A 23924-nucleotide genomic window follows, 5' to 3' on the forward strand; every position below is an offset into this window, starting at 1 on the left:
CGATCACTCTACCTGCGGCTACTGCTCAACCACCCGACCGGCACGATCCGAGGTACGCGTCGCACAGTGGCGCGGCCATCGCATCGAAGAGCTGCGCGTCGGCGACCCCAGGCCAGTCGACTCGCGGGGGCAGCGTCGACCACATGGCCAGTTCGACGACGGTGCTGCTCTCGGGGTGGGCCAGCAAGTACTCGTGCATGACCTGATGCCCCGCATCGCTGATCACGGCAGCAATCCGGCGCGGCTCATCAGTGGTGATCGAAGGCGAGACTCCCGCGGCCGTCGACTGGCAGCCCTGCAGTCGTGACCTGGCGGTCCCCAGCGCGGTCAGCGCCGTCGGGCCGCCCGTCGCGGAGTCACCGCGCCAATGCATCACCTGCACCAACAGGTTCCACTGGCCCTGCTCGTGCAGCACGACCGACCGCGCTGCCACCGCGTACGCACGAGGGTCGTTGGCAACCAACGGGCTGCCGCACATCGCCTCGAAGCCGAAGCGCGGCGACGGCGCCGTCACCGCCAGTCCTGCCAGTCCTGGCCAGCGATAGACCGGATACAGCGGGATGGACGTCGGCGCGATCCACGCCGAATCGGGGATCGCGTCGCAGATCGGCGGGCACACGCCTGGCACCGCGTGGGCAGGCCAGGCCGCAGTCGGGGCGACAGCCAACCCGCAGGTCACCATTGCCATCGCCAGTAGCAATCGCACCGCTTAACTTCCCCCTGCTCGCCCCTTGCGCGCCACAATATAGGCATGCAATTGACGCATTTCGGCCATTCATGCTTACTCGCAAATTTCAAGGGCGAATCCGGTGAGGACACGACGGTGTTGTTCGATCCTGGGAACTTCTCGCACGGATTCGAGGGGATCACCGGCCTGTCGGCGATCCTGATCACCCACCAGCACCCCGACCACGCCGATACAGAACGACTGCCGGCCCTCGTCGATGCCAACCCGCAGGCCGCGCTGTACGCGGACCCGCAGACCGCTCAGCAGCTGGGCGGCCCGTGGAAGGCCGTGCACGTCGGTGACGAGTTCAGCGTCGGCCACTTGACGGTGCGCGGCGTCGGCGGTCGGCACGCCGTGATCCACCCGGAAATCCCTGTGATCGACAACATTTCGTATCTGGTCGGCGACGGTGCGCACGCCGCACGGTTGATGCATCCCGGCGACGCGCTGTTCACCCCTGGCGAGCCCGTCGACGTGCTCGCCACCCCGGCCGCCGCGCCATGGATGAAGATCTCGGAGGCCGTCGAGTATCTGCGCGCGGTCGCGCCCGCCCGCGCGGTGCCGATCCACCAGGCGATCATCGAACCGAACGCCCGCGGCATCTACTACGGACGGCTGTCCGAGATGACTGACACCGACTTCCAGGTGCTCGAGGAGGAAAGCAGCAGGGAGTTCTAGGCCGTCGCCCGCGCCGCGGCCCGTCCCGCCGCCCGACCCGAGAACACGCATCCGCCAAGGAACGTGCCCTCCAAGGAGCGATAGCCGTGCACGCCGCCGCCACCGAAACCGGCTGCCTCACCCGCTGCATACAGCCCGTCGAACACAGTGCCGTCAGGGCGCAGCGCCCGGGAGTCGAGGTCGGTCTCCAAGCCGCCCAATGACTTACGCGTCAGAATGTGCAGCTTCACCGCGATCAGCGGACCCGCCTTCGGGTCGGTGAGCCGGTGCGGTGCGGCGACGCGGGCGACCCGGTCGCCAAGATAGTTGCGCGCCAGCCTGATCCAGGCGATCTGGGTGTCCTTCGTGAACCGATTGGCCACCTCCCGATCGCGGGCGGTGACCTCCGCCTCGACAGTGCCGTAGTCGAGCGGCAACACGTCAGGGACATCGTTCATCGCGGACACCAAGTCGCGCAAGGAGTTTGCGCTGACGAAGTCGACTCCCTTGTCGACGAACGCCTGTACTGGCGCCGGCGCGCCTCCCCGCCCCCGGGACAGCACGTCACGCACGCTGCGGCCGGTGAGATCGGGGTTCTGCTCCTGCCCGGAGAGCCCGAACTCCTTTCCGATGATCCGCGCATTGAGCAGATACCAGGTGTAGTCCTGTCCGGTCTGCGAGATGTACTCGAGCGTGCCGAGCGTGTCGAAGCCCGGATACAACGGCGACGGCAACCGCTTGCCGTGGGCGTCCAGCCACAGCGAGGACGGCCCCGGGATGATCCGGATCCCGTGCAGCGGCCAGATCGGGTCGTAGTTCGTGATGCCCTCGGTGTAATGCCACATCCGGTCGGCATTGATGACGCGGGCCCCAGCGGATTCGGTGATGCCGATCATCCGACCGTCGACATGCGCGGGCACACCGGACAGCAACTGTTCGGGCACCCGGCCCATCCGCTTGGGCCAGTTCTGCCGGACCAGGTCGTGATTGCCGCCGATACCGCCGCTGGCGACGATCACCGCCTGTGCGCGAAATTCGAAGTCGCCGAAGGTGTTTCGTGACGACGCCACACCGCGCGCGACCGTCGTCGGCTCCAGCACCGCGCCACGTACACCGGTAACCGCACCGCCGTCGACGATCAACTCGTCGACGCGGTGCCTGTAGGCGAACCGCACCTTCGCATTGCCTAACAGCCGGCGCGCGAAAACGTCGACGATCGCCGGGCCAGTCCCCCATGTGATGTGGAACCGCGGCACCGAGTTGCCATGGCCGCGGGCGTCATAGCCGCCGCGCTCAGCCCACCCGACGAGCGGAAAGGTCTGCAGCCCCCGCTCCCGCAGCCAACTGCGCTTCTCCCCCGCCGCGAAGTCGACATAGGCATGCGCCCACTGCCGCGGCCAGTGGTCCTCGGGCCGGTCGAAGCCCGCCGTGCCCAGCCAGTCCTGCAGCGCCAGTTCGTGGCTGTCGCGAATACCCAGCCGACGCTGTTCGGGGCTGTCGACGAAGAACAGCCCGCCGAAGGACCAGAACGCCTGACCACCGAGGTTGTTGGCGTTCTCCTGATCGACGATCAGCACGCTGCGCCCTCGTTCGACCAGCTCACAGGCGGCAACCAAGCCGGCCAGCCCGGCACCCACCACGATCACATCAGCGTCAGCCATGGCCGCCAATGTAGCGGTCTCGAGTCAGGCTGCGTCGGTGAGCGCTGGATACGGATCCCAGTGGTAGACGGCAGGCACGCACTGATGCATCAGCGCCAGGTCGACGGCGTCGAGCATGGCCTGCCGTGGTCCCGGCCTGCGCAGGTGCCGCGCGGCGACCGCGACGCGGACGACACCGTCGCGCCGCGCAGTGCGGTCCGCCGAAAGCACCAGCGTCCGACACCACCATGGCTCGCTCAAGAACCCCTCGCCGATGCCGAGCACGCGGCCCTGCACCGTAGTCTGACGAACCAGATCCGTGATGCCGCTCAGGCTGGCCAGCAGTCGAAAGCCATTGCGGGGCAACATAGTTACAGTGCCCTGCGAAACCGTCCAGCCCGGCGCGGCGAACAACCGGGTCCGCAGCCCCAGGTGTTCGAGCACCCGGTCGGCCGCCATCAGCCGCAAATTGGCTTCGTGTGCAGGCAATGTCGCGAACTCGCCGCGCCGTTTCTTGGTAGCCGCCTCGTCGAAGCCGTGCAAGACGATGGCATCGCCTTGCTCACGCCGCTGCGCCAGCCACTCGACCGTCGGCGCATCGGAGTCGAGGCGGTAGCCGCCCTTGATCCGCGGAGCGACCAGAAATGAGACGGGCACATCGCGCTCGTCGAGCCGACGGCAGAACGCGTCGACGTCGGCAACTGTGCGGTCGCTGATCCCGGAAACCGAGACGATCAGTTGTCCAGCCACGTGTTCAGTGTGGCAACCTCAGGTGTCCCAACGGTTTACAACACGTGGTCAGCAGTTGACCATCTATCGCGGCAGGACGGCCTCGATGGCCGTGATCACCTCTGGCGCATCCGGAGCCGTCCGTGGCCGGAACCGGTTGACCACCCGGCCGCCCGGTGCGAGCAGGAACTTCTCGAAATTCCATTGGATGTCGCCCGCCTCGCCGCTGTCGTCGGCGGCCTTGGTCAGTTCTGCGTAGAGCGGGTGGCGGTCATCGCCGTTGACGTCGGTCTTGGCCAGCAGTGGGAACGTCACACCGTAGTTCGTCGAGCAGAACGTCTGGATCTCCTCCGCGGTGCCCGGCTCCTGGCCCATGAACTGGTTGCACGGCACGCCGATAACCGTCAGGCCGCGGTCACCGTAGTCCTTCGCCAGCTGCTCCAGCGCGGTGTATTGCGGCGTGAGACCGCATTTCGAGGCCACGTTCACCACCAGCGCAGCGCCGTCGGCAAGTTCGGCCAGCGTGGTGGGACGCCCGTCCAGCGTCGTCAGAGCGATCTCGTTCAGCGAAGTCATACCGGCACATTAACCGTTCTTGAAAAGCATTCCCGCAACACGGTGCACCAACGCGATCGGATCCGCTTCGTTATCGATGGCCTTGTTGAGCCACAGCAGCGAAAAGCCATGTACCAGAGACCATGCCGCCAATGCCGCGGCTTGCGGATCGCCTTTGGCACGCGAATCGTCGAGCGTGCCTACGCCTTGGACAAGCTCGGTCCCAGCGGCGCCCACCGCGGCGATCAGCTCCTGGTCGTCCGGATTCAGCAGGGAGCTGTCGAACATCACCGCGTAGTGGCCGGGGTGGTCGAGCGCGAAGCGAACATAGGCAAGCGCGGCATCGATGAACTCCGGGCGAGCACCTTTCAATGCCTCGGCCAGCAACCGCCAGCCCTCGGCTGCCAAGGCCGTGAACAGGCCGCGACGGTCGGTGAAGTGATGCGCAGGGGCGGCGTGGGATACCCCGGCCTCTCGCGCGAGCTCGCGCAGAGAGATTCCGTCGGCGCCGCGCTCGGCGACCAGAGTGGCGGCCTTGGTCAGGATGACCGCCTTCAGATCGCCGTGGTGGTAGGTGTCCCTGCTCATTACGACATCCTAACCGCCAAATCTTGACAGTGGCTAGATTATTCGATACGTTTTATCTTGTCACTGTCTAGATAGGAGCCGCGATGGCCGTCATCATCACTTTGGTCCTCGGGACGCTGGGTGCCCGCGTGGTCGGCTGGCTTGGGGTCGACTACGTCAACAGCTGGCCGCAGGCGTTCGCCGTCGGACTCGCCGCGATGTTCGTGATGACCGGCGTCGCGCACTTCGTGAACCCGCTTCGGCGCGACATGATCGCGATCGTGCCGCCGCGGCTGCCCGCCGCCGGAATGCTCGTCACCATCACCGGCGTCCTCGAACTACTGGGCGCAGCCGGGCTGCTGTATCCGCCGACCCGAGTGGCTGCAGCCGTGTGCCTGTTCGTGCTGATGTTGGTGATGTTCCCCGCCAACATCTACGCCGCACGGATGCCCAACCCGCCGAAGTCGATGACCTCGCGGCTGGACGTGCGCACGGTCGAGGAGGTCGTGTACCTAGCCGCTGCCGTCGTGGTTGGCCTTGGCAGCATCCAGTAGCCAGGCGTACTGGAATGCGGCTTCTTTCCAGCGTTCGTAACGTCCGCTGATTCCACCGTGGCCGGCGTTCATCTCGGTCTTGAGCAACACCGGGTGATCGTCGGTCTTGGTGTGGCGAAGCGCTGCAACCCATTTCGCGGGCTCGACATAGAGCACCCTGGTGTCGTTCAACGACGTCATCGCCAGTATCGGCGGATAATTCTTCGCCTCGATGTTCTCGTAGGGCGAGTAGGACTTCATGTAGTAGTAGACGTCCTTGTCTTGCAACGGGTTTCCCCACTCGTCCCATTCGGTAACGGTCAGTGGCAGCGACGGGTCGAGGATGGTGGTCAACGCGTCGACGAACGGCACCGCGGCCAGAATGCCCGAGAAGAGCTCGGGTGCCATGTTCGCGACGGCGCCCATCAGCAAGCCGCCTGCGCTGCCACCGAAGGCGACCAGGTTCTCCGGCCGCGTCACGTCGGTCTGGATGAGATGGCCTGCCACGACGATGAAATCGGTGAAGGTGTTCCTCTTCTCCAGCAGCTTGCCGTGTTCGTACCACGGCCTGCCGAGCTCCCCGCCGCCGCGCACGTGCGCGACCGCGAACACCATGCCGCGGTCCAGCAGCGACAGCCGGGCGATCGAAAACCGTGGATCCTCGCACGACTCGTAGGCGCCGTAGCCGTACAGCAGCGTCGGCGCCGGATAGGGCACGCCGATGCGGTGAACGATCGAAATCGGCACCCGCGCACCGTCTGGAGCCACGGCCCAGTCGCGCCGCTCCACATACTCATCAGGGTGGTAGTCGCCGAGCACCGGCTGCTCTCGCAGCAGCGTGCGTTCACCGCTGGCGAGGTCGATGTCATAGATGCGCACCGGAATCACGAACGACGTCGCGCCGATCCGCAGCTTGGGCGAGCTCCAGTTCGGGTTGGCCGAAATGCCGGCCGACATCAGCTCAGAGTCGAAGGTGATGTCCTCGGGATGGCCGTAATCACCGTCGGCGTAGATCGGCCAGAGCTGAATCCGGGGCAGCGCCTCGCTGCGGTAACTGACCACGAGATGGCGCTCAAACGCGTCGACCGAGTCGAGCCGGACATCGTCGCGATGCTCGATCAACGTGCGAAATGTGTTGGGATCGCTGACCGGAGCCTCGACGAGCGTGAAGTTCTCGGCGCCGTCGTTGTGCAGGATCAGAAACCGGTCCTCGCCGCCGACAATCGCATGCTCGACGGAATACTCGACCAGCTCACGGCGCGGCCAGATGACGGTGAATTCGGCAGTGCCGTCGGTAGCGTCGGCGTATCGCATTTCGGTGGTGACGGCGCTACCGGCCGCGATGATGACGTACTTGTTGCTTCGCGTGCGGCCGACCGCGAGCCAGAACTTCTCATCGGGTTCGTGGTACACCTTCTCAGCGGGCAGACCGGAGCCGAGTCGGTGCCGCCACACGGTGTCCGGTCGCCAAGCCTCGTCCACCGTGACGTAGTAGACAGTGCGGTTGTCCGCGGCCCAGGTGGCACCGGCGCCGATGCCGACGATCTCGTCGTCGTACAGCGAACCGGTGCGCAAGTCCTTGAACCGCAACGTGTATCGTTCGTCACCCTTGACGTCAACAGAGTAAGCCAGGATGTTGCCGTCCAGGCTCACGCCTGCTGCGCCGAGCGCGAAGAAGTCGTGACCTTCGGCTTCGATGTTCTCGTCGAGCAGGATCTGCTCGCCGGGGATCTCGGTGTCCTCGTCGAACTGCGGCGGCACCCAGTCGTCGAGATCGGTGACGGGGCAACGACATTGCACGCTGTACTGCTTGCCTTCAAAGCTTCTGCCGTAGTACCACCACTCGCCGCGGCGAGTCGGCACCGACAGATCGGTTTCCTTGGTGCGGGCCTTGATCTCGTCGAAGATCTTCTGCCGCAGCGGCGCCAGCCGTTCGGTCGTGTGGTCGGTGTACTCGTTCTCGGCCTTGAGATATTCGACGACTTCGGGATTGTCCTTGTCGCGCAGCCATTCGTAGGGATCGATGAACACGTCGCCGTGGTACTCGCGGCGGTGCTCGACGCGCTTTGCTTCGGGTGGTTTCACGGCTTGATCCAGTCGCTGAATTTGAGGCCCGAGATACGTTCGTAGGCCTCGATATAACGGGCTCGGGTGGCGTCGACGATATCTGGCGGCAGCGCGGGCGGCGGCTTGTCGCCGTTGCGGTCCCATCCTGACTCAGGGCCGGTGAGCCAGTTGCGGACGAACTGCTTGTCGAAGCTCTGCTGGGTGACGCCTTCTTTGTACTCGTCGGCGCGCCAGTACCTGCTGGAGTCGGGAGTGAACACCTCGTCGGCCAGCCGCATGTTGCCGTGCTTGTCAACACCGAACTCGAACTTGGTGTCCGCGACGATGATTCCCTTCGTCAACGCGTGATCGGCACCCTGGATATAGGTCTGCAGGGTCTTCTCGCGCAACTGGTTGGCCCGCACCGCACCGACGAGCTCGATCACGTCGACGAAGCTGATGTTCTCATCATGTTGTCCCAGTTCGGCTTTGGTGGCCGGGGTGAACAGCGGTTGGGCGAACTTGCTGGCTTCCGTCAGTCCTGGTGGCAGCGCGATGCCGCACAACTTGCCGGTTTTCTGGTAATCGATCAGGCCCGAGCCGGTCAGATATCCGCGGGCGACGGCCTCGACAGGCAACATTTCCAGCTCCTGCACCACCAGCGCTCGGCCAAGCACCTCCTGCGGGATGCGTTCATCGTCGGGCGGGCCTGCCAGATGGTTGGGCGTCTTGACGTAGTCGAAGAAGAACACGCTCATCGCGGTCAGGATTCGGCCCTTGTCGGGTATCTCGGAGTCGAGGATGTAGTCGTAGGCGGAGATCCGGTCCGTGGCGACGAACAGCAGGGTCTCGTCGTCGACGCGGTACAGCTCGCGAACCTTGCCGCTGGCCAGATGTTCGTAGTCCGACAGAGACGGGCGCATCGGGCCAGCCTATCTGCTGGGATCAATGCCATGACGTCCCGTTACGTGCCTTATGCCACCACCCCGACGCGGCTGCTCGGGCAGCTGATCAGCGACGCGGTCGTGATCGCCTGGTCGACTATCTGGGTGCTGGTCGGGATTGCGGTGCACTCCGCGGTGTCGACCATCGCCGAGGTCGGCCGTCAGGTCGAGACGGGGGCGAACGGCGTGGCCGACAACCTCGACTCCGCTGGTGATCGCACCGACGACTTCCCGCTCATCGGCGACGCGTTGAGCAAGCCGCTGCGGGCAGCCAGCCACGCCGCGCTCGATATCGCCGGGGCAGGCCACAGCCTGGACACCACGGCGTCGTGGCTGGCGTGGGTACTGGCCATTGCCGTGGCCGCGCCGCCCATCCTCTTCGTCGCAATGCCCTGGCTGTTCCTGCGGGTGCGGTTTTTCCGTCGCAAGTGGACGGCGTTGACGTTGGCGGCGACGCCGGCAGGCGAGCAACTGCTGGCGCTGCGCGCGCTGGCGAATCGACCGCTGGCCAAGCTCGCGGCCATCCACGATGATCCGGTCGGAGCGTGGCGCAGCCACGACAGCGCGGCGATCCACGGCCTCGCGGCCCTGGAACTCCGCGCGGCAGGCGTCCGCCTCCGCCGCTAACCCGCGATTTGTGCACGTTTTCACGCGGCGAGCGCGGATTTTCGTGCACGAATCGCTGGACGTGGAACCCGTAGGGCGTGCGACGCGTCCACCCTGAATGTGGTCGACGAGTATCTACGCCAACACGATGGCGTAATAACCCTCGCTCAAGCCATGCGCGCAGGGCTCAGCCATGATGCAGTCCGCAGACGAGTCCTCGCGGGCCGATGGCTGCGTTGTTCGCCAGGCGTGTTTTTCGCTGACGATCGACCATTCACCGACGCGTCGCGAGTTCGTGTGGCGGTTTGGTCCTACGGCACGAACGCAACCGCGAGCGGACTCGCCGCCGCTTGGTGGCACGGTGTTACTCGATACGCTCCGGAGGTCGTCGAAGTAACCGTTCCGAAGGTGAGCAATCATCGACACCGACCCGGTGTCCGAACTCGTCGGCGCGACCTGGCGCCTAAGGACATTGTCGAGCGGAACGGGCTGAGAGTGACAGCGCTGCCGTTGACGGTCCTCGAGGCCGCCACGCGACGCGGCGGTGGCGCCAAGCTGATGGACTCGGCGCTCCAGCGTCATGTCGAGCTCCCGCAGCTATGGAATGCGCACCTGCGCAACAAGGGCCGCCACGGCTCACCCGCCGCGCGGCGACTGTTGCACGCCGCATCCGACGGTGCGCGATCAGAAGCCGAGCGCCTGCTGATCAAGCTGTTGCGCGACAACAACATAACCGGGTGGAAAGCCAACTATCCGCTCGCCGGGTTCAAAATCGACGTCGCGTTTCCTGGCCAGAGGGTCGCCGTCGAGACCGACGGCTGGGCCTTTCACAGCAGCCAGGAAGATTTCCAAACAGATCGCGAACGACAGAACAAGATCGCGCTGCACGGCTGGAAGGTGCTGCGATTCACGTGGCTAGATCTAACCGAGTACCCCCAGCGGGTGCTGGCGGAGATCCGATTCGCGAGAGGGCTCGCAGCGCAGTGAGCATCCACGCGGCAAACGAGATCCAGAAGAACACCAGCGACACTGTCGTCAGCCACCGCCAGCCGGTCTCGACGGCGGTGGCATATGTCGCCGATGCGTACATCCCGAGAGGAAACACCGCAGGCCACGCCAGTCCAACTCGTCTGCGCAGTACCACATAGATCAGTACCGGGATCCACGCCGTCGCAACAATCCACGTCACCACCGTCACCGGCCAGACAACCGTCAACCCGGCCTTATGGATGTGATCGCCTGCCAGAGTCGCGACGGCCGCGCCACCCATCACAATCCAGATGTCGGGCTGGGCCAACTCCGGCGCAGACGAATCATTCGCCGCCCGCCAGACGATCAGCCCCGTCATCATCAGGTACACGACGATCGCGAGCGCCCACAACACCAGCGCCCAGAACACGATCCGCATGTCCGCCACCAATATCGCCACGGCCGACGTCGCGACGCTGGCCAACTCCCACCCGCCACGCGCATGGTCACGCAGGCCCGGGCGGTCGCGCCACATCCGCCGCGCGATCACGGGCGCCAACGAAAGCCACCCCTGCAGCGCCATTCCGGCGAGTGCCCACAGCACCCATCGGTGTTCGGCCAGGCGTGCACCGACGACCGCACACGCCGCGACATACGTGCACAACCCAAGGGAGACATCGAGATCCGTGAGCCTCCACGACTCGCGTTTCCACGTGATTGCGACGCCGACGATGAGCACTGGCAGCGCCACGGCGGCCAGCACGATCAATACCTCGCTGATGACGTCAAAGCCGTGGTCCAGAGCCGCGATCGACACGATGCCGGTCGCCATGACCGCCGCGAACGCATCGGGTTTCACGGCGTGACGATCACCTCTGCCGACATGATCACCGGCAGGTTCAGCGGCAGCGCGCCCGCCCCGATCGCGGCTCGCGCATGTCTGCCGTGTTCGCCGAACACTTCGAGCAATAGGTCCGAGGCGGGGTTGAGCACCGCCGTCGTTTGCGGATAGCCGGGATCCGCGTTGACGAACCCGGTCAGAGTCACCCAATCACGCACGCGGTCAAGCGATCCCAACGCGATACGTAAAGAACTCAGCATCGCCAGCACCGTCAGCCGCGCAGACTCCTGGGCGGCCTCCAACGACACCTCGCTCGGCACCCGCCCGAAAGGACCCGCAGGCGCGCCATCCAAACCAAGCGCGCCATGGCCGCTGAGCACACACCGCGAATCCACCAGCCGCACCCACTCGAACGGAATCCGGACCCCCGGTGGGAGCAACGGCTCCGGCGGCAACTGCAGGCCGAGTTCGGAGACGCGCTGGTCGAATGTCATCGCAGCTCGACCTCCAGATGCCGAATGCCGGTGTGACGGTTGCTTCGTGTCCACTCAACGGGCTTGACCACCTGCACTGACGAGAAGCGGCCGAGCAGCTCCTCGAACAGCACTCTCAGTTCCAGTCGGGCCAGGTTCGCACCGAGACAGTAGTGCACGCCCTGGCCAAACCCTAAGTGCGGATTGGGTTTACGCGTGACGTCGAACGAATCGGCATTCGCGAACACCAACGAGTCGCGGTTGGCTGACCCTTCCCAGATCTGCACCTTCTGCCCGGCCTCGATCAGGCAACCACCCAACGAGACGTCGCGAGTGGCGGTGCGGCGCTTGGACGGCGACGGCGACGTCCACCGCACCATCTCCTCGATCGCCGTCGGCAGCAGCGCAAGATCCGAACGCAACAACGCCAACTGGGCGGGATGTTCAGCCAATGCCAGCAGCCCGCCGGCAACGGCGTTACGCGTGGTCTCCGCACCGGCGCTGAACAGCAGGCTGAAGAACAAGTACAGTTCGAGATCCGAAAGCCCGCCGGCGTTGGCGACCACCGACAGCATGTCGTCAGTCGGCTTGGCCCGCTTCGACGCAATCAACTCCTGGCCGTAGGTGTACATCCGCGAGCCGGCCTCCTCGGCCGTCAACTGCCCAACGGATGCCTTACGTGAGCCGCCGAAGTCGAACTGCGGCTCGATGGCGTGAAACAGCCAATGCCGTTCGGACTCAGGCACTCCCAGCAGAATGCAGATCATCTGCATTGGCAGTTCGGCGGCGATCTCGACCAGGAAGTCGAACGGCGAGCCGGGCACCACCGCGTCCAGCAGACGACGAGCCCGCGCCCGCAGATCGTCCTCGACCCGAGCGATCATCCGCGGCGTCAACCCCGAACTGACCAGTCGGCGGATCTCCGAGTGCCGCGGATCATCCATCATGTTCAAAACCTGTCCCGCGATCGACAGATCCTGTAACAGAGTGCCGCCGAACGGCCGCGACCCCCCGGTCACCGACGAGAAGGTAACCGGATCACGAAACACCGCAAGCGTTTCCGCGTGCGTGGCCACCGACCAGAAGCCCTCCCCATCGGGGGTGTGCTCGGTTGCGACATGCCAGTACACCGGCGCCTCGCGTCGATGCACCTCAAACAGCGCGTGCGGGAAGCCGGATGCGAAGTTGTCCAGATCGGTGAAGTCGATCTCCGATAACTCCGAAGACCCAGACAACGACGAACTCACAGGATTGCACCCGAGGTGTACTTTGCCGCCTCGGGATAGCGGCCCACCAGATCGTCGACCGCGTCCACCACCCGGTCGACCTGGTCGCCCGCGGCGCCGGTGAACGCCTGCTTGTCCGCCAGCGCCGCGTCAAGAGCCGGACGGTCCAGCGGCAGCCGCGGATCGGCCGCCAACCGATCCAAAAGGTCGGGCTCCGAACCCTTCTCGCGCATCGCCAACGCCACCGCGACCGCGTGCTCCTTGATCACCTCGTGCGCGGCTTCGCGGCCCATCCCCGCGCGCACCGCGGCGATCAGGATCCGCGTGGTGGCCAGGAACGGCAGATAGCGGTCGAGTTCACGTTGGATCACCGCGGGGTACGCGCCGAACTCGTCGAGCACCGTCAGGAACGTCTCGATCTGCCCGTCGATCGCGAAGAACGCGTCGGGCAGCGCGACCCGGCGCACCACCGAGCAGAACACGTCGCCCTCGTTCCATTGCGCGCCTGCCAATTCGGCCGCCATCGACCCATAGCCGCGCAGCACCACTTGCAGCCCGTTCACCCGTTCACAGGACCGGGTGTTCATCTTGTGCGGCATGGCCGACGAACCGACCTGGCCCGGGGCGAATCCCTCGGTCACCAACTCGTGGCCCGCCATCAGCCGGATGGTGTGCGCCAGCGACGACGGCCCCGCGCCCAGCTGAACCAAGGCCGACACCACGTCGTGGTCCAGCGACCGCGGATACACCTGGCCGACGCTGGTGAAAATGTCTGTGAAGCCGAGGAATTCGGCAACCCGCCGCTCCAGCTCGGCCAGCCGAGACGTATCACCGGAGAACAGGTCCAGCATGTCCTGTGCGGTGCCCATCGGACCTTTGATGCCGCGCAACGGATATCGGTCGATCAGCCCCCGAAGCCGTTCCAAGGCCAACAGCATCTCCTCGGCCGCCGATGCGAATCGCTTGCCGAGCGTCGTCGCCTGCGCAGCGACGTTGTGGCTGCGGCCCGCCATCACCAGATCGCGGTAGCTGATCGCCCGTTCGGCCAACCGCGCCACCACCGCGACGCCGTGCGCGAAAACAAGTTCCAAGGACCGGCGGATCTGCAGTTGCTCGACGTTCTCGGTCAGATCACGAGAAGTCATGCCCTTGTGCACGTGCTCGTGGCCGGCCAGGGCGTTGAATTCCTCGATGCGAGCCTTCACGTCGTGACGTAGCACCCGTTCGCGCTCGGCGATCGACGATAGGTCGACGTCCTCGAGAACCCGCTCGTAATCGGAGACCACGCCGTCGGGTACGTCGACGCCCAACGAGGCCTGCGCCCGAAGCACCGCCAGCCACAGCCGACGCTCGGCGACGACCTTGGCCTCCGGCGACCAGATCGCCACCATTTCCTCGCTGGCATACCGGTTGGCCAGCACATTGGGGATCGTCACAGACACACAGCTTACGGCCCGGATAAGGCAGGCTAGGCGCATGCACTTTGTTGGGCTGGATCTTGCGTGGGGCGAAAAGAAGCAGACCGGGGTGGCCGCAATCGACTCCGACGGGCGCCTGCTTCACGTCGGCATCGCCGAGGACGACGCCAGCATCATCGACGCGGTGGCCCCGTTCACCGGCGACGACTGCGTGGTTGCCATCGACGCGCCGCTGATCGTGAACAACCCGACCGGATATCGGGCCGCCGAGACCGCGTTCAACCGCGACTTCCAGAAATTCGATGCGGGCGCATATCCGGCCAACACCACCAATCCCCTTTTCAATCCGCCGCGCGCCGCGGTGCTGGCAGCCAACCTCGGTCTCGACATGGATCCGGGCTCGAACGCGAACCGGCGGGCCATCGAGGTCTACCCGCACCCGGCCACCGTCGTCCTCTTCAACCTCGAGAAGACGTTGAAGTACAAGAAGGGGCCGTTCGACGAACGCCAGCGCGAGTTGCTCAAGCTGATGACGCTGATCGAGGGACTCGACAACGCAACACCGAGGCTTCGCGCGAATCGCAGCGTCTCGTGGGTCGAACTCCGCAGAAGGGTCGGGGCCGCCACCAAACCGAGTCAACTCGACAGGGACGAGGATCCGGTCGACGCGGTCATCGCCGCCTACGTCGCGCTGTACTGGTATCACCGGCCGGAGGACGTGACCATCTACGGCGACTACGAAAACGGCTACATCGTGACGCCGACGCTGCCCGTCAGGACCTCTACAGTTCCGGAGCGCAAAGGCAGTCGGTCGTCACTCGAGAATCGGCTCATCCGTGCGATGGAGCTACTCGAGGACGCGCAGAAAGAATTGACCGCGATCCGCGAGGCGCTGCGCTAGGCGGACACCGCCGGTTCGTCGATCGGTGCGAGCACATCGATCACATCGATCAGTGTCGCGCGGGCCGTCGCACGCGGGCCGTCGCCGTCGCCAACCAACGCCGCCACCACGGCGCCGTCGACAGCGCACACCAGCGCGGTGAGAAGTTCGGCGCGCACTGCGCGGCCCGACCTCTCGACGACCTCGACCACAGCGTCGGTGCGCTGCTGCAGAATCCGTCGTTCGATCTCGCGCAGCCCGGGCTGGCGCGCGCAGGCGATGTATCGCTCATAGCGTGAGATCAACTGCTCGGTGACCCGCAGCCCGTTGGCCTCGCCGACCAACAAATCAACTAACAGATCGGCCGTGGCCTCCGCACCGCGACGCCGCCGCGACAGCACCGAAACCCGCGACCGCAACTGTTCGGCCTCACGCGTTCCGGCGTGTTCTACGGCCTTGGCGATGAGGTCGTCGAGCGACGAGAAGTAGTACGTCGTCGACGCCAGCGGCAACCCCGCCCGGCGGGCGACGGCGCGGTGCCGCACCGCGTCGAAGCCACCCTCGCACAGCAGATCAGCGGCCGCGCTCACCAGCGCATACCGCCGACGTTCTCCCTTAGGAGTGACTGCTGCCGTCACCTCTAGCATGCTGCCAGTCACGGCCTTGCGGCATCGCGCTTTCGGCTAATCATCAGGCTTTACTCAGGGAAGTCGGCGCTGCGGCTGACGGCCGCCCACTGCCGGGCCTCCTCGTTGCGCTCGGTGCCATTCGCCAGTGCTAGTTCGACGGCGTCGCTGCCGAGCAGCAGGCGCCGTGGCGGCTCGGGTGATTCGACGACATCGATGATGATGCGTGCGGCGCGCGCCGGGTCGCCGGGCTGAGTTCCGTTGGCGGTTCTGCGCAATTCATGAATGAACGAAATCGCTTCTCGGTAGTCGGCGCCCGGCTCGTGCATCGTCATCGATGAGCCCATCCAATCGGTGCGGAACGCGCCGGGTTCGACGATGATCACCTTCAGCCCGAACGCAGCCACCTCGTTGGCGAGCACTTCGGAGAAACCCTCGACGGCGAACTTCGCCGTCTGATATGCGCCAAGGCCAGGAGTGCCACCGACGCGGCCGCCGATCGACGAAAACTGAACGAACACACCGGATCGCTGCGCCCGCAACACGGGTAGCGCTGCGCGAGTGACGTTTACAACACCGAACAGGTTGGCCTCGATCTGGGCGCGGAAGTCGACAGGGTCGGTTTCCTCGATGGGCGCGCTGTTCGCGTAGCCGGCGTTGTTGACGACGACGTCGATGCGACCGAACTCGGCGACGGCGAATTCGAGTGCGGCGACGGCGGCGTCGGCGTCGGTCACGTCCAGAGCGAAAACGCGCGCGCGGTCCTCATATCCCGCAACGAGCGCACGCAGTTGCTCCGGCTTACGTGCGGTGGCGACGACGCTATCGCCGTTGGCGAGGACGGCGCGCACCAACTCGGCGCCGAAGCCGCGGGAACTTCCGGTGATGAACCAAACCTTCGATGTCATATGTCTACAGACGTAGACTTAGCGCTTCCTATTCCCTACCGTCGAGCCATGGCATCCACGCACCGCCGACCGCGCAACGCTGCAGCCACCCGCGACGCGATCCTCGAATCCGCGATTCGCAACTTCGCCCGCGCCGGCTACGACGGGGTCGGCGTGCGCGAGATCGCGACCGACGCCGGCGTCACGGCAATGATGGTGAACAGGTACTTCGGCTCGAAGGAGCAGTTGTTCGCCGAGGCCGTCGAGACGTCGTTCGCGATTCCGGCCGTGATCGCCGACGATGCCGACGACCTTCCGCACGGCGCGGCCGTCGCGCTGGTCGCCAGGACCGATCCGGACGCCGACCCCCTCGAGCCGTTCCTGATCATGCTGCGCTCGGTGTCGAATCCGCGGGCCGTCGAGATCGTGCGCGCCGGTATCGAGCGTCACGTCGGCACGCGGCTGTCCCGTCAGCTTCCCGAAGCCGGTCGCCCGATCCGCACCGAAGTCATGCTGTCGGTGATCGCCGGGGTGCTGCTGATGCGCCGGGCGGTCGGCACCCGCGCACTCAACCAGGCCGACCCCGATCAGCTGGTCAACGTGCTCGACGCGGTGTTCACGGCGATCGTCGAAACGCCTTTGGCATGATGGCCCGCATGCCTGAACTCAGTCGCCGCGCGATTCTGCGCCTTGGCGTCGGCGCCGCGGCCGGGGCCGCCGGTGCTTACGCGCTGGGTTCGGTGCTGCACACGCCGAGCACGGCCGCGCCGTCGGTGTCGATGACGAGTGCGGGCACTCCACTGGCTCCCCCGCCGCCGATGGAGCCCGCACCCGCAGCCGTGCAGCCGACGTACGTCGACGGCTCGTTCGTCTCCGCCGCGCGCGGCGGTGTTGCGACGAACTGGGCGATAGCGCGCCCGCCCGGACAGACCGCCGCGCTGCGGCCGGTGATCGCACTGCACGGCAAGGGGCAGGATGCCGCGGGCGTGATGGCGGGCGGCGTCGAGAACGGTTTGGCGCAGGCCGTCGCGGCGGGAATCCCGCCGTTCGCGGTTGTCGCGGTCGACGGCGGCGGAGGCTACTGGCACAAACGTGCGTCAGGCGAGGACTCCGGCGCGATGGTGCTCAACGAACTCATCCCGATGCTGGCCTCGCAAGGGCTCGACACTTCACGGGTCGGCTTTCTCGGCTGGTCGATGGGCGGCTACGGCGCGCTGCTGCTCGGCGCGCGACTCGGCCCCGCCCGCACCGCGGCGATCTGCGCGGTGAGCCCCGCGCTGTGGACATCGTCGGGCGCGACGGCCCCGGGTGCGTTCGACGGGGCCGACGACTACGCCACCAACAGCGTGTGGGGTCTGCCGCAGCTGGGCCAGATCCCTATCCGAATCGACTGCGGCAACAGCGATCCGTTCTACTCGGCGACCAAGCAGTTCATCGGCCAGCTGCCCACTCCGCCATCGGGCGGGTTTTCGCCCGGCGGACACGACGGTGCGTTCTGGAGTTCGCAGCTGCCGGCGGAGATCGCCTGGATGGCTCCCCTGCTGACTGCTTAGACGCTGACGCGGCCCTCCGCCGCTGCCAGCCCGATGTCGGACCGAAAGTGGCTGCCGGGCAAGCGAATCGAATTGGTCAGCGCATAGGCGGCATCGCGAGCGGCCACCAGATCCGCGCCCGTGCCGACGACTGAGAGCACCCGGCCGCCCGACGACACGATCGCGCCGTCGTCGCGTCGCGCGGTGCCCGCGTGCAGCACGCCGTCGGCCTCCGACCCGACGATCACGTCGCCGACCCGCGGCCGCCCCGGATAGTTCTCCGCAGCGACGACGACGGTCACGGCATAGCCGTCGCGCCATTGCAGCGGCGGCTGATCGGCCAGTTGACCGGTGGCGGCCGCGCGCAGCAGTTGCCCTAATGGACTGTCCAGCAGCGTCAGCACGGACTGAGTCTCGGGATCGCCGAAGCGGCAATTGAATTCGACGACGGCAGGGCCGCGCGATGTGATCGCCAGCCCGGCGTACAGCAGACCCGAGAACGGGCTCCCCCGCCGAACCATCTCCACCGCAACGGGTTTGACCACTTCGTCGACGATCCGCTCGACCACCTCGGCGGGCAGCCACGGCAACGGTGCGTAGGCACCCATCCCGCCGGTGTTGGGTCCGGTGTCGTTGTCGCCGACTCGTTTGAAATCCTGTGCGGGAACCAGCGGTACGACGGTCTCGCCGTCGACAATGCTGAACAGCGACACCTCGGGGCCGTCGAGAAACGATTCCAGCAGCACCGGGTGTCCGGAGTCGAGCAGGCTCGCGGCGTGCGCCCGCGCGGCGTCGCGGTCAGCGGTCACCACCACGCCCTTGCCCGCGGCCAGCCCGTCGTCCTTGACCACCCACGCCTGCTCGCCGGCGGCGGGACCAAACCGGTCCAGCGCCGCGTCGAGGTGCGCAGGGTTGTCGACGATCTCGCTCGTCGCGGTCCGCACACCCGCGGCGGTCATCACGTCCTTGGCGAACGCCTTGGATCCTTCGATGCGGGCGGCGTCCTTCGTCGGCCCGAAGCACGCGATGCCCGCGGCGCGCACGGCGTCGGCGACGCCGAGGACCAATGGCACCTCGGGACCCACGACAACCAGGTCGGCACCGATGCGCTGGGCCAGTTGGGTGACGGCCTCGCCGGAGCCGACGTCGACGTCGTACTGATCGGCGATGATCGCGGTTCCGGCATTGCCTGGGGCGACAGCCAACTCCTCGACTTCGGGGTCTCGGCGCAGCGCCAACAGCAACGCATGTTCACGGGCTCCGGATCCGATCACGAGGACGCGCACAGGCACACCCTAATCAGATGCCGCGCAGCCGGACCGACAGGCACGTCACGCAGCCCTCGAGCTTCTCGAACTCTCCGATGTCGACGAGCACCGGTTCGTAGCCACGCGTCCGCAGCAACGCGGCGGTCTCGGGTGCGGCCGAGGACATCAGTAGCTTTCCGTCGCCGAGCAGGACGACGTGGGCACCCGGCTCCTCGGGTACCGCGAGGAACGTTGGAAAGACCGACGGGTCGTCGACCACCGGCTCGTAGCCGATGATCGTGCCGTCGGGCAGCGCGGTCACCGCGGACTTGAGGTGCAGCGCCTTGGACAGCGCGACGGGCAGCACGGTCGCGCCGAACGGCTCGAGGTGCTCGGCCAGCTGGCGGATGCCGTCGGCGTTGGTGCGGCCCGACTGTCCGACGTAGACGATGCCGTCGTGCTTGAGCACATCGCCGCCGTCGAGCACCCCGGGTGCCGCGATATGTGCGATGCGGTAACCCATTTCGGCGACGGCCTTCTCGGTGCCCTCGGTTTCCGGCCGCCGTTCGGCGGCGCCGGGTCGTGCGATGACGGCGAGGTCGCCGTACACCACGACGGTGTCTTCGACGAACACGCTGTCGGGACACGCAGGCGCGGGCTCGACCTCGGTGACCCGCCACCCTGCGTCGACGAACGCCCGGAGGTAGCCCTCCCACTGCCTCATCGCGGTGTTCACGTCGATAGAGGACCGCTCGATGTGGGTGAGGAGCCCTTCGGCCAGCCGTGAGCCGGGCCGCCTCACCAACGCCTTCTTGCCGTGCACTGCTCGATCGTACGGTCGGATCAGGCCATACACTTGACATCGCGGTGTATGGTCTAACTATGACGCAGACCACATGTCCGTTCGGCCAGGGTTACGACTTCACCGACCCCGACGTCCTGCTCAAGGGCATCCCCGTCACCGAGTTCGCCGAGCTGCGCAAGACCGCGCCGGTGTGGTGGAACGAGCAAAAGGAATCGATCTTCGACGACGGCGGCTACTGGGTGATCAGCCGTCATGCCGACATCAAGGAGATCTCGCGCAACGGCGACCTGTGGTCGACCAACCGCAAGGGTGTGGTGATGCGGATGCCCGAGGGCACCGACGCCGAACAACTCGAGCTGACCAAGGCCTTGCTGATCAACCACGACGCGCCGGAGCACACGCGGCTGCGCAAGCTCGTGTCACGGTTGTTCACGCCGCGAGCCGTGTCCACGTTGGAGGACAAGCTCGCCGTCGCGGCCCGTGAGATCGTCGCCGCGGCAAAGGAGAAGGGAAGCGGCGACTTTGTCGACGACATCGCGATGAAGCTACCGCTGCTGGCGATCGCGGACCTCATCGGTGTGCCCGAGGCCGATCGCGAAAAGTTGTTCCACTGGACCAACGCAATCATGAACACCGAAGATCCCGACTTCGAGGCGGATTACGTTGCCGCCAACGCCGAATTGATGGGCTACGCCTACACCATGGCCGAGGAGAGGCGCCGCTGCCCGGCCGACGACATCGTCACGCGGTTGGTCCAGGCCGATATCGACGGCGAATCCATGGAAGACGTGGAGTTCGCGTTCTTCGTGATCCTGCTGGCGGTCGCAGGCAACGAGACCACCCGGAACGCGATGACACACGGGATGAACGCGTTCTTCGAAAACCCCGACCAGTGGGAGTTGTTCAAGCGCGAGCGGCCCGAGACGACGGCCGACGAGATCGTCCGCTGGGCCACCCCCGTGCATTGCTTCCAGCGAACGGCGTTGGCGGACACCGAAATCGACGGCGTTGCCATCCGTGAGGGGCAGCGCGTCGGCCTGTTCTACAGCTCCGCCAACTACGACGACGCGGTGTTCGACCAGCCGTTCCGATTCAACATCCAGCGCGACCCCAACCCGCATCTGGGCTTCGGCGGCAACGGTGCACACTTCTGCATCGGCGCCAACCTCGCGCGCATGGAGATCAAGCTGATCTTCAACGAGATCGCCGAGCAGATCCCCGACATCGCCAAACTGTCGGAGCCGGAACGGCTTCGATCAGGCTGGCTCAACGGGGTCAAGCGGCTACAAGTCTCTTATCGCGGATAGCATCGGCGCGTGCGCACCCACGGCTGGTCGGGCTCGGCCCCCGCAACCGACGAAGAAGCCGTCGCCCGCATCCTCGACGCCGCGGGCAAGGCCATCGACGCCAAGGGTGCCGACTTCTCCATCGCCGACGTCGCGCGCACGCTCGGGGTCACCCGGCAGACCGTCTACCGGTATTACCCCAGCACCGAAACATTGCTCGTGGCCGCTGCCGTACACGCCGCCACCGACTTCCTCGACCGACTGGCCACGCATCTGCAGGGCATCACCGATCCGGTCGAAGCGGTCACGGAAGGCATTGCGACGGCGCTGGAATGGCTACCGAAGGACAAGCACATCGGCCTGCTGATCGTTCCGGGCCGCGCCGATGCGCATACCGAATCGGTCACCTCCGACGTCGCCGTGCAGTTCGCCAACTCGATGCTGCGTCGGTTCGACGTCGACTGGGCGGGCCTCGGCTTCAGCGACGCGGATCTCGACGAACTCGCCGAGCATCTGCTGCGCATCATCCAGTCGTTCGTCGTCGATCCCGGCCGGCCGCCGCGGCAGGGCGCCGAGTTGCGCGACTACTTGAGGCGGTGGGTCGGCTCGGCTGTCGGGCCTAGATCCTGAACCGGCCTGCGAACCCGCGAAGCGGAAGATCGGCACTGGTGAGCAGCCCTGGCGGGGCGGCCACCACCGACTCGATCGCATGCAGCGCGGGCATGCCAGTGACGGTCATGCCGATCGACGCGAAGTTCGACGGATCGGAGAGGTCCACGCCGGGCTTCGGGAAGATCATGTGCTTGTTGTAGATGCACGGGTCGCCCTTGATCTGGGTGATGTAGCAGCCCTTGATATCCCAGCTCGGATCGGTGTGCGGTGTCATCTGCCACTCGAGGTGCGTCTCGACGCGCGGCACCCCGTCCACCATGCCCTGGTACTTGATGTAGTTGCCGCCGAGCGATCCCTTCGGCAGGGTGTACCAACCCAGGTCGACGTCCTTGGTGCACGCGCCCAGTTCGTAGCTGAACTTGACCTCGTCGAGCTTCAGGTCGAAGCAGTCGGCCATCATCAGCACGCTGTCGGCGAAGACGCGGGTGTACTTTTCCAGCTTGCCCGGAATGCTCGGATCGTCAACGGGCAGACCGTAACCCACCTCGATCCAGGTGTCCTTGCTGTGGTGGCACGACACGTCGACGGACTCGATGGTGGTGACGTTCTCGATCTCGGCGACATCCGATGAGCAGACGACGCCGAGGATCTGGTTGACACCGGGGTTCATTCCCGTGCCGTAGAAAGTAGCGCCGCCCTTCTCGCACGCCTCTGCCAGCACCTGGCTGACCGGCTTGCCCGATGGGTGGGGGTGGTTGGTGTCGCGGTGCCAGCCGGTGATCCAGTCGGCCGTGGTGACAACATTGATCCCGGCCTCGAGCACCTTGACGTAGAGGTCCTCGTCGGGGAACACGCCGTGGAAGGTCAACACGTCGGGCTTGGCGGCGATGATCTCCTCGACCGTGCCCGTGGCGACGACGCCGTTCGGTTCGATACCCGCAAGCTCGCCGGCATCCTTGCCGATCTTGTCCGGCGAATAGCAGTGCACCCCAACCAGTTCGAGCTCGGACTGTGCGCCGTAGCGCTTGATCATCTCGGAGCCCACGTTGCCCGTGGCGACCTGGAACACACGAATCGGCTTGTTGGACAACATCAACCCTTCTGATTGGCCGAAGCAAGGTCCGCGGCACTGCCGCCGCGGCCGTCAGGATAGAACTGCAGGGCCCACTTGCGGATCGCCGTGAACCCTTCGTACTCGGAGCTGGCCAGCGCGGGCGGATCGGAATAACGCTGGTGCGACCAGATGTGGATGTCCTGGCGGAACTGCCGGATGACTTCTTCGCCGAACTCCGCGGCCTTCTGCGCCGCCCGCTCCGTGTCTTTGCCGGGCGTCCGGCCGATGTAGACCATGAACCGGACGTCGGAGGTCGATTCGTCGACGGGAGTGATCGCCGAGATCGTGCGGTTGTCGATCATCCCCCAGCTCTTGGTCACCGCCACACCGAGTCCGCCGTTGATCGCCTCGACGCCACTGCCCACGTCGTCGATGGACTGTTGGTCGTCACCCTCGAAGGTGATGGTGAAGTCGACATAGGACACCGGTTCGGCGAAGTCGTGGCGGGTGAAGATCGGATTGATCGGCGTCTGGTGCACGTACTTGAAATGCGCGAAGTCGACACCGTTTTCGAGCACGTACTGCGGATGCAGCTCATGGCCTTGCTCGAAGAGCCGCTGCTGCGGGTAATAGTCGGCCGGGCTGCGGCCGTCATGGAAGTCGGCGAACACGTCCGGTGCGTCGAAGAACGGGTCGCGACCCTCAATGTCGTGCCAGAGGTAGATCGACTCGTTGCGCTCAACGACGGGATAGGTCTTGATCCGACGGCCGCGGTTGGGCCTGCTCTCGTAGGGGATGCAGACGTTGCGGCCGTCGGCGTTCCACTGCCAGCCGTGGAACGGGCACTGGATCACCTCCCCCACGACGTGGCCGCCGAACCCGAGGTGCGCGCCGAGGTGTTCGCAGTAGGCGTTCATGACCGTGACCTGGCCGGACTCGGAACGCCATGCGATCAGCTCCTCGCCGAAGTACTTCATCGCGCGTACGTCACCGACGCCGACCTCGTCCGACCAGGCGACCTGGAACCAGCCCGTCGGCTTCATGGACAGTGGCGGCTTGGCCAT

General features: G+C 65.9%; 26 protein-coding genes. 9 read left to right on the plus strand and 17 right to left on the minus strand.

The genetic code is table 11. From position 1 onward, the window contains the following. Positions 1-25 precede the first annotated feature (25 nt). Positions 26-706 (minus strand): ATPase, encoded by a 681-nt coding sequence (locus tag J3E61_RS05150; RefSeq protein WP_210082835.1) that lies wholly within the window; start codon positions 704-706, stop codon positions 26-28. 45 nt (positions 707-751) lie between these two features. Between J3E61_RS05150 and J3E61_RS05155 the strand changes: the two genes are divergently transcribed. Continuing rightward, positions 752-1405 carry an MBL fold metallo-hydrolase gene (locus J3E61_RS05155; protein ID WP_210082836.1) on the plus strand — a complete coding sequence of 218 codons (654 nt, stop codon included), beginning with the start codon at positions 752-754 and terminating at the stop codon, positions 1403-1405. Here the strand turns inward: J3E61_RS05155 and J3E61_RS05160 are convergent. The 4 genes from J3E61_RS05160 to J3E61_RS05175 form a co-directional block, all read right to left on the minus strand. Continuing rightward, positions 1402-3045, minus strand: a complete 1644-nt coding sequence (locus tag J3E61_RS05160) for an FAD-binding dehydrogenase (RefSeq protein WP_210082837.1) — start codon at positions 3043-3045, stop codon at positions 1402-1404. The genes J3E61_RS05155 and J3E61_RS05160 overlap by 4 nt on opposite strands. Before the next feature lie 24 nt (positions 3046-3069). Beyond that, positions 3070-3774 (minus strand): DUF2334 domain-containing protein, encoded by a 705-nt coding sequence (locus J3E61_RS05165; RefSeq protein WP_210082838.1) that lies wholly within the window; start codon positions 3772-3774, stop codon positions 3070-3072. Positions 3775-3837: 63 nt separating this feature from the next. Further along, complete coding sequence (locus tag J3E61_RS05170; protein WP_210082839.1) at positions 3838-4329, minus strand: glutathione peroxidase; 492 nt, start codon at positions 4327-4329, stop codon at positions 3838-3840. Positions 4330-4338: 9 nt separating this feature from the next. Further along, positions 4339-4896 (minus strand): WHG domain-containing protein, encoded by a 558-nt coding sequence (locus J3E61_RS05175; protein ID WP_192724210.1) that lies wholly within the window; start codon positions 4894-4896, stop codon positions 4339-4341. An 83-nt stretch (positions 4897-4979) separates the two neighbouring features. Between J3E61_RS05175 and J3E61_RS05180 the strand changes: the two genes are divergently transcribed. After that, positions 4980-5429 carry a DoxX family protein gene (locus tag J3E61_RS05180; RefSeq protein ID WP_192724211.1) on the plus strand — a complete coding sequence of 150 codons (450 nt, stop codon included), beginning with the start codon at positions 4980-4982 and terminating at the stop codon, positions 5427-5429. On the opposite strand, the gene J3E61_RS05185 is transcribed toward J3E61_RS05180, so the two are convergent. Together J3E61_RS05185 and J3E61_RS05190 are read right to left on the minus strand one after the other, a co-directional pair. Continuing rightward, complete coding sequence (locus J3E61_RS05185; RefSeq protein ID WP_210082840.1) at positions 5388-7493, minus strand: S9 family peptidase; 2106 nt, start codon at positions 7491-7493, stop codon at positions 5388-5390. The genes J3E61_RS05180 and J3E61_RS05185 overlap by 42 nt on opposite strands. After that, a complete protein-coding gene (locus tag J3E61_RS05190) occupies positions 7490-8377 on the minus strand; it encodes a phosphoribosylaminoimidazolesuccinocarboxamide synthase (protein WP_210082841.1) in 888 nt (295 codons plus the stop codon). The genes J3E61_RS05185 and J3E61_RS05190 overlap by 4 nt, the downstream gene beginning before the upstream one ends. A gap of 30 nt (positions 8378-8407) precedes the next feature. Between J3E61_RS05190 and J3E61_RS05195 the strand changes: the two genes are divergently transcribed. Continuing rightward, on the plus strand, positions 8408-9025 hold the full coding sequence (locus J3E61_RS05195) for a hypothetical protein (protein WP_210082842.1): 618 nt from the start codon (positions 8408-8410) through the stop codon (positions 9023-9025). A 99-nt stretch (positions 9026-9124) separates the two neighbouring features. Next, on the plus strand, positions 9125-9991 hold the full coding sequence (locus J3E61_RS05200; protein WP_210082843.1) for a DUF559 domain-containing protein: 867 nt from the start codon (positions 9125-9127) through the stop codon (positions 9989-9991). Here the strand turns inward: J3E61_RS05200 and J3E61_RS05205 are convergent. Genes J3E61_RS05205 through J3E61_RS05220 form a run of 4 tightly spaced genes read right to left on the minus strand, consistent with a single transcriptional unit; the run spans position 9912 to position 13949 of the window. Next, entirely contained in the window at positions 9912-10832 is a 921-nt protein-coding gene (locus tag J3E61_RS05205; protein WP_210082844.1) for a tellurite resistance/C4-dicarboxylate transporter family protein, read from the minus strand. The genes J3E61_RS05200 and J3E61_RS05205 overlap by 80 nt on opposite strands. Further along, a complete protein-coding gene (locus J3E61_RS05210) occupies positions 10829-11308 on the minus strand; it encodes a RidA family protein (protein ID WP_210082845.1) in 480 nt (159 codons plus the stop codon). The genes J3E61_RS05205 and J3E61_RS05210 overlap by 4 nt, the downstream gene beginning before the upstream one ends. Further along, positions 11305-12522 carry a cytochrome P450 gene (locus tag J3E61_RS05215; RefSeq protein ID WP_210085438.1) on the minus strand — a complete coding sequence of 406 codons (1218 nt, stop codon included), beginning with the start codon at positions 12520-12522 and terminating at the stop codon, positions 11305-11307. Before J3E61_RS05215 ends, J3E61_RS05210 begins: the two co-directional genes overlap by 4 nt. An 8-nt stretch (positions 12523-12530) precedes the next feature. Next, positions 12531-13949 carry an adenylosuccinate lyase gene (locus tag J3E61_RS05220; protein ID WP_210082846.1) on the minus strand — a complete coding sequence of 473 codons (1419 nt, stop codon included), beginning with the start codon at positions 13947-13949 and terminating at the stop codon, positions 12531-12533. A 40-nt stretch (positions 13950-13989) separates the two neighbouring features. On the opposite strand from J3E61_RS05220, the gene J3E61_RS05225 reads away from it, so the two are divergent. Further along, positions 13990-14832 carry a DUF429 domain-containing protein gene (locus tag J3E61_RS05225; RefSeq protein WP_210082847.1) on the plus strand — a complete coding sequence of 281 codons (843 nt, stop codon included), beginning with the start codon at positions 13990-13992 and terminating at the stop codon, positions 14830-14832. Here J3E61_RS05225 and J3E61_RS05230 read toward each other — a convergent pair. Next, positions 14829-15458, minus strand: a complete 630-nt coding sequence (locus tag J3E61_RS05230) for a TetR family transcriptional regulator (RefSeq protein WP_192725184.1) — start codon at positions 15456-15458, stop codon at positions 14829-14831. The genes J3E61_RS05225 and J3E61_RS05230 overlap by 4 nt on opposite strands. 50 nt (positions 15459-15508) lie before the next feature. Beyond that, positions 15509-16345 (minus strand): SDR family NAD(P)-dependent oxidoreductase, encoded by an 837-nt coding sequence (locus J3E61_RS05235; RefSeq protein WP_210082848.1) that lies wholly within the window; start codon positions 16343-16345, stop codon positions 15509-15511. A gap of 48 nt (positions 16346-16393) precedes the next feature. On the opposite strand from J3E61_RS05235, the gene J3E61_RS05240 reads away from it, so the two are divergent. Further along, complete coding sequence (locus J3E61_RS05240) at positions 16394-16972, plus strand: TetR/AcrR family transcriptional regulator (RefSeq protein WP_210082849.1); 579 nt, start codon at positions 16394-16396, stop codon at positions 16970-16972. Beyond that, positions 16969-17877, plus strand: coding sequence for an alpha/beta hydrolase (locus J3E61_RS05245; RefSeq protein WP_210082850.1), 909 nt, complete (start codon positions 16969-16971; stop codon positions 17875-17877). Before J3E61_RS05240 ends, J3E61_RS05245 begins: the two co-directional genes overlap by 4 nt. Here the strand turns inward: J3E61_RS05245 and purD are convergent. Both purD and J3E61_RS05255 read right to left on the minus strand, forming a co-directional pair. Beyond that, entirely contained in the window at positions 17874-19142 is a 1269-nt protein-coding gene (gene purD, locus J3E61_RS05250; RefSeq protein WP_192724223.1) for a phosphoribosylamine--glycine ligase, read from the minus strand. The two genes, J3E61_RS05245 and purD, sit on opposite strands and share 4 nt — an antisense overlap. Before the next feature lie 13 nt (positions 19143-19155). Continuing rightward, positions 19156-19926, minus strand: a complete 771-nt coding sequence (locus J3E61_RS05255) for a N(G),N(G)-dimethylarginine dimethylaminohydrolase (RefSeq protein WP_210082851.1) — start codon at positions 19924-19926, stop codon at positions 19156-19158. A 59-nt stretch (positions 19927-19985) separates the two neighbouring features. On the opposite strand from J3E61_RS05255, the gene J3E61_RS05260 reads away from it, so the two are divergent. Both J3E61_RS05260 and J3E61_RS05265 read left to right on the plus strand, forming a co-directional pair. Beyond that, positions 19986-21215: a cytochrome P450 gene (locus J3E61_RS05260; RefSeq protein WP_210082852.1), complete on the plus strand. Its 1230-nt coding sequence runs from the start codon at positions 19986-19988 to the stop codon at positions 21213-21215. Between the two features lie 9 nt (positions 21216-21224). Further along, positions 21225-21824 carry a TetR/AcrR family transcriptional regulator gene (locus tag J3E61_RS05265; RefSeq protein WP_210082853.1) on the plus strand — a complete coding sequence of 200 codons (600 nt, stop codon included), beginning with the start codon at positions 21225-21227 and terminating at the stop codon, positions 21822-21824. Here the strand turns inward: J3E61_RS05265 and J3E61_RS05270 are convergent. Beyond that, positions 21814-22899, minus strand: coding sequence for a dihydrodipicolinate reductase (locus tag J3E61_RS05270; RefSeq protein WP_210082854.1), 1086 nt, complete (start codon positions 22897-22899; stop codon positions 21814-21816). The genes J3E61_RS05265 and J3E61_RS05270 overlap by 11 nt on opposite strands. Continuing rightward, entirely contained in the window at positions 22899-23924 is a 1026-nt protein-coding gene (locus J3E61_RS05275; protein WP_210085439.1) for a Rieske (2Fe-2S) protein, read from the minus strand. Before J3E61_RS05275 ends, J3E61_RS05270 begins: the two co-directional genes overlap by 1 nt.

Source organism: Mycobacterium sp. OAE908 (assembly GCF_017872775.1).
Taxonomy (GTDB): Bacteria; Actinomycetota; Actinomycetes; order Mycobacteriales; family Mycobacteriaceae; genus Mycobacterium.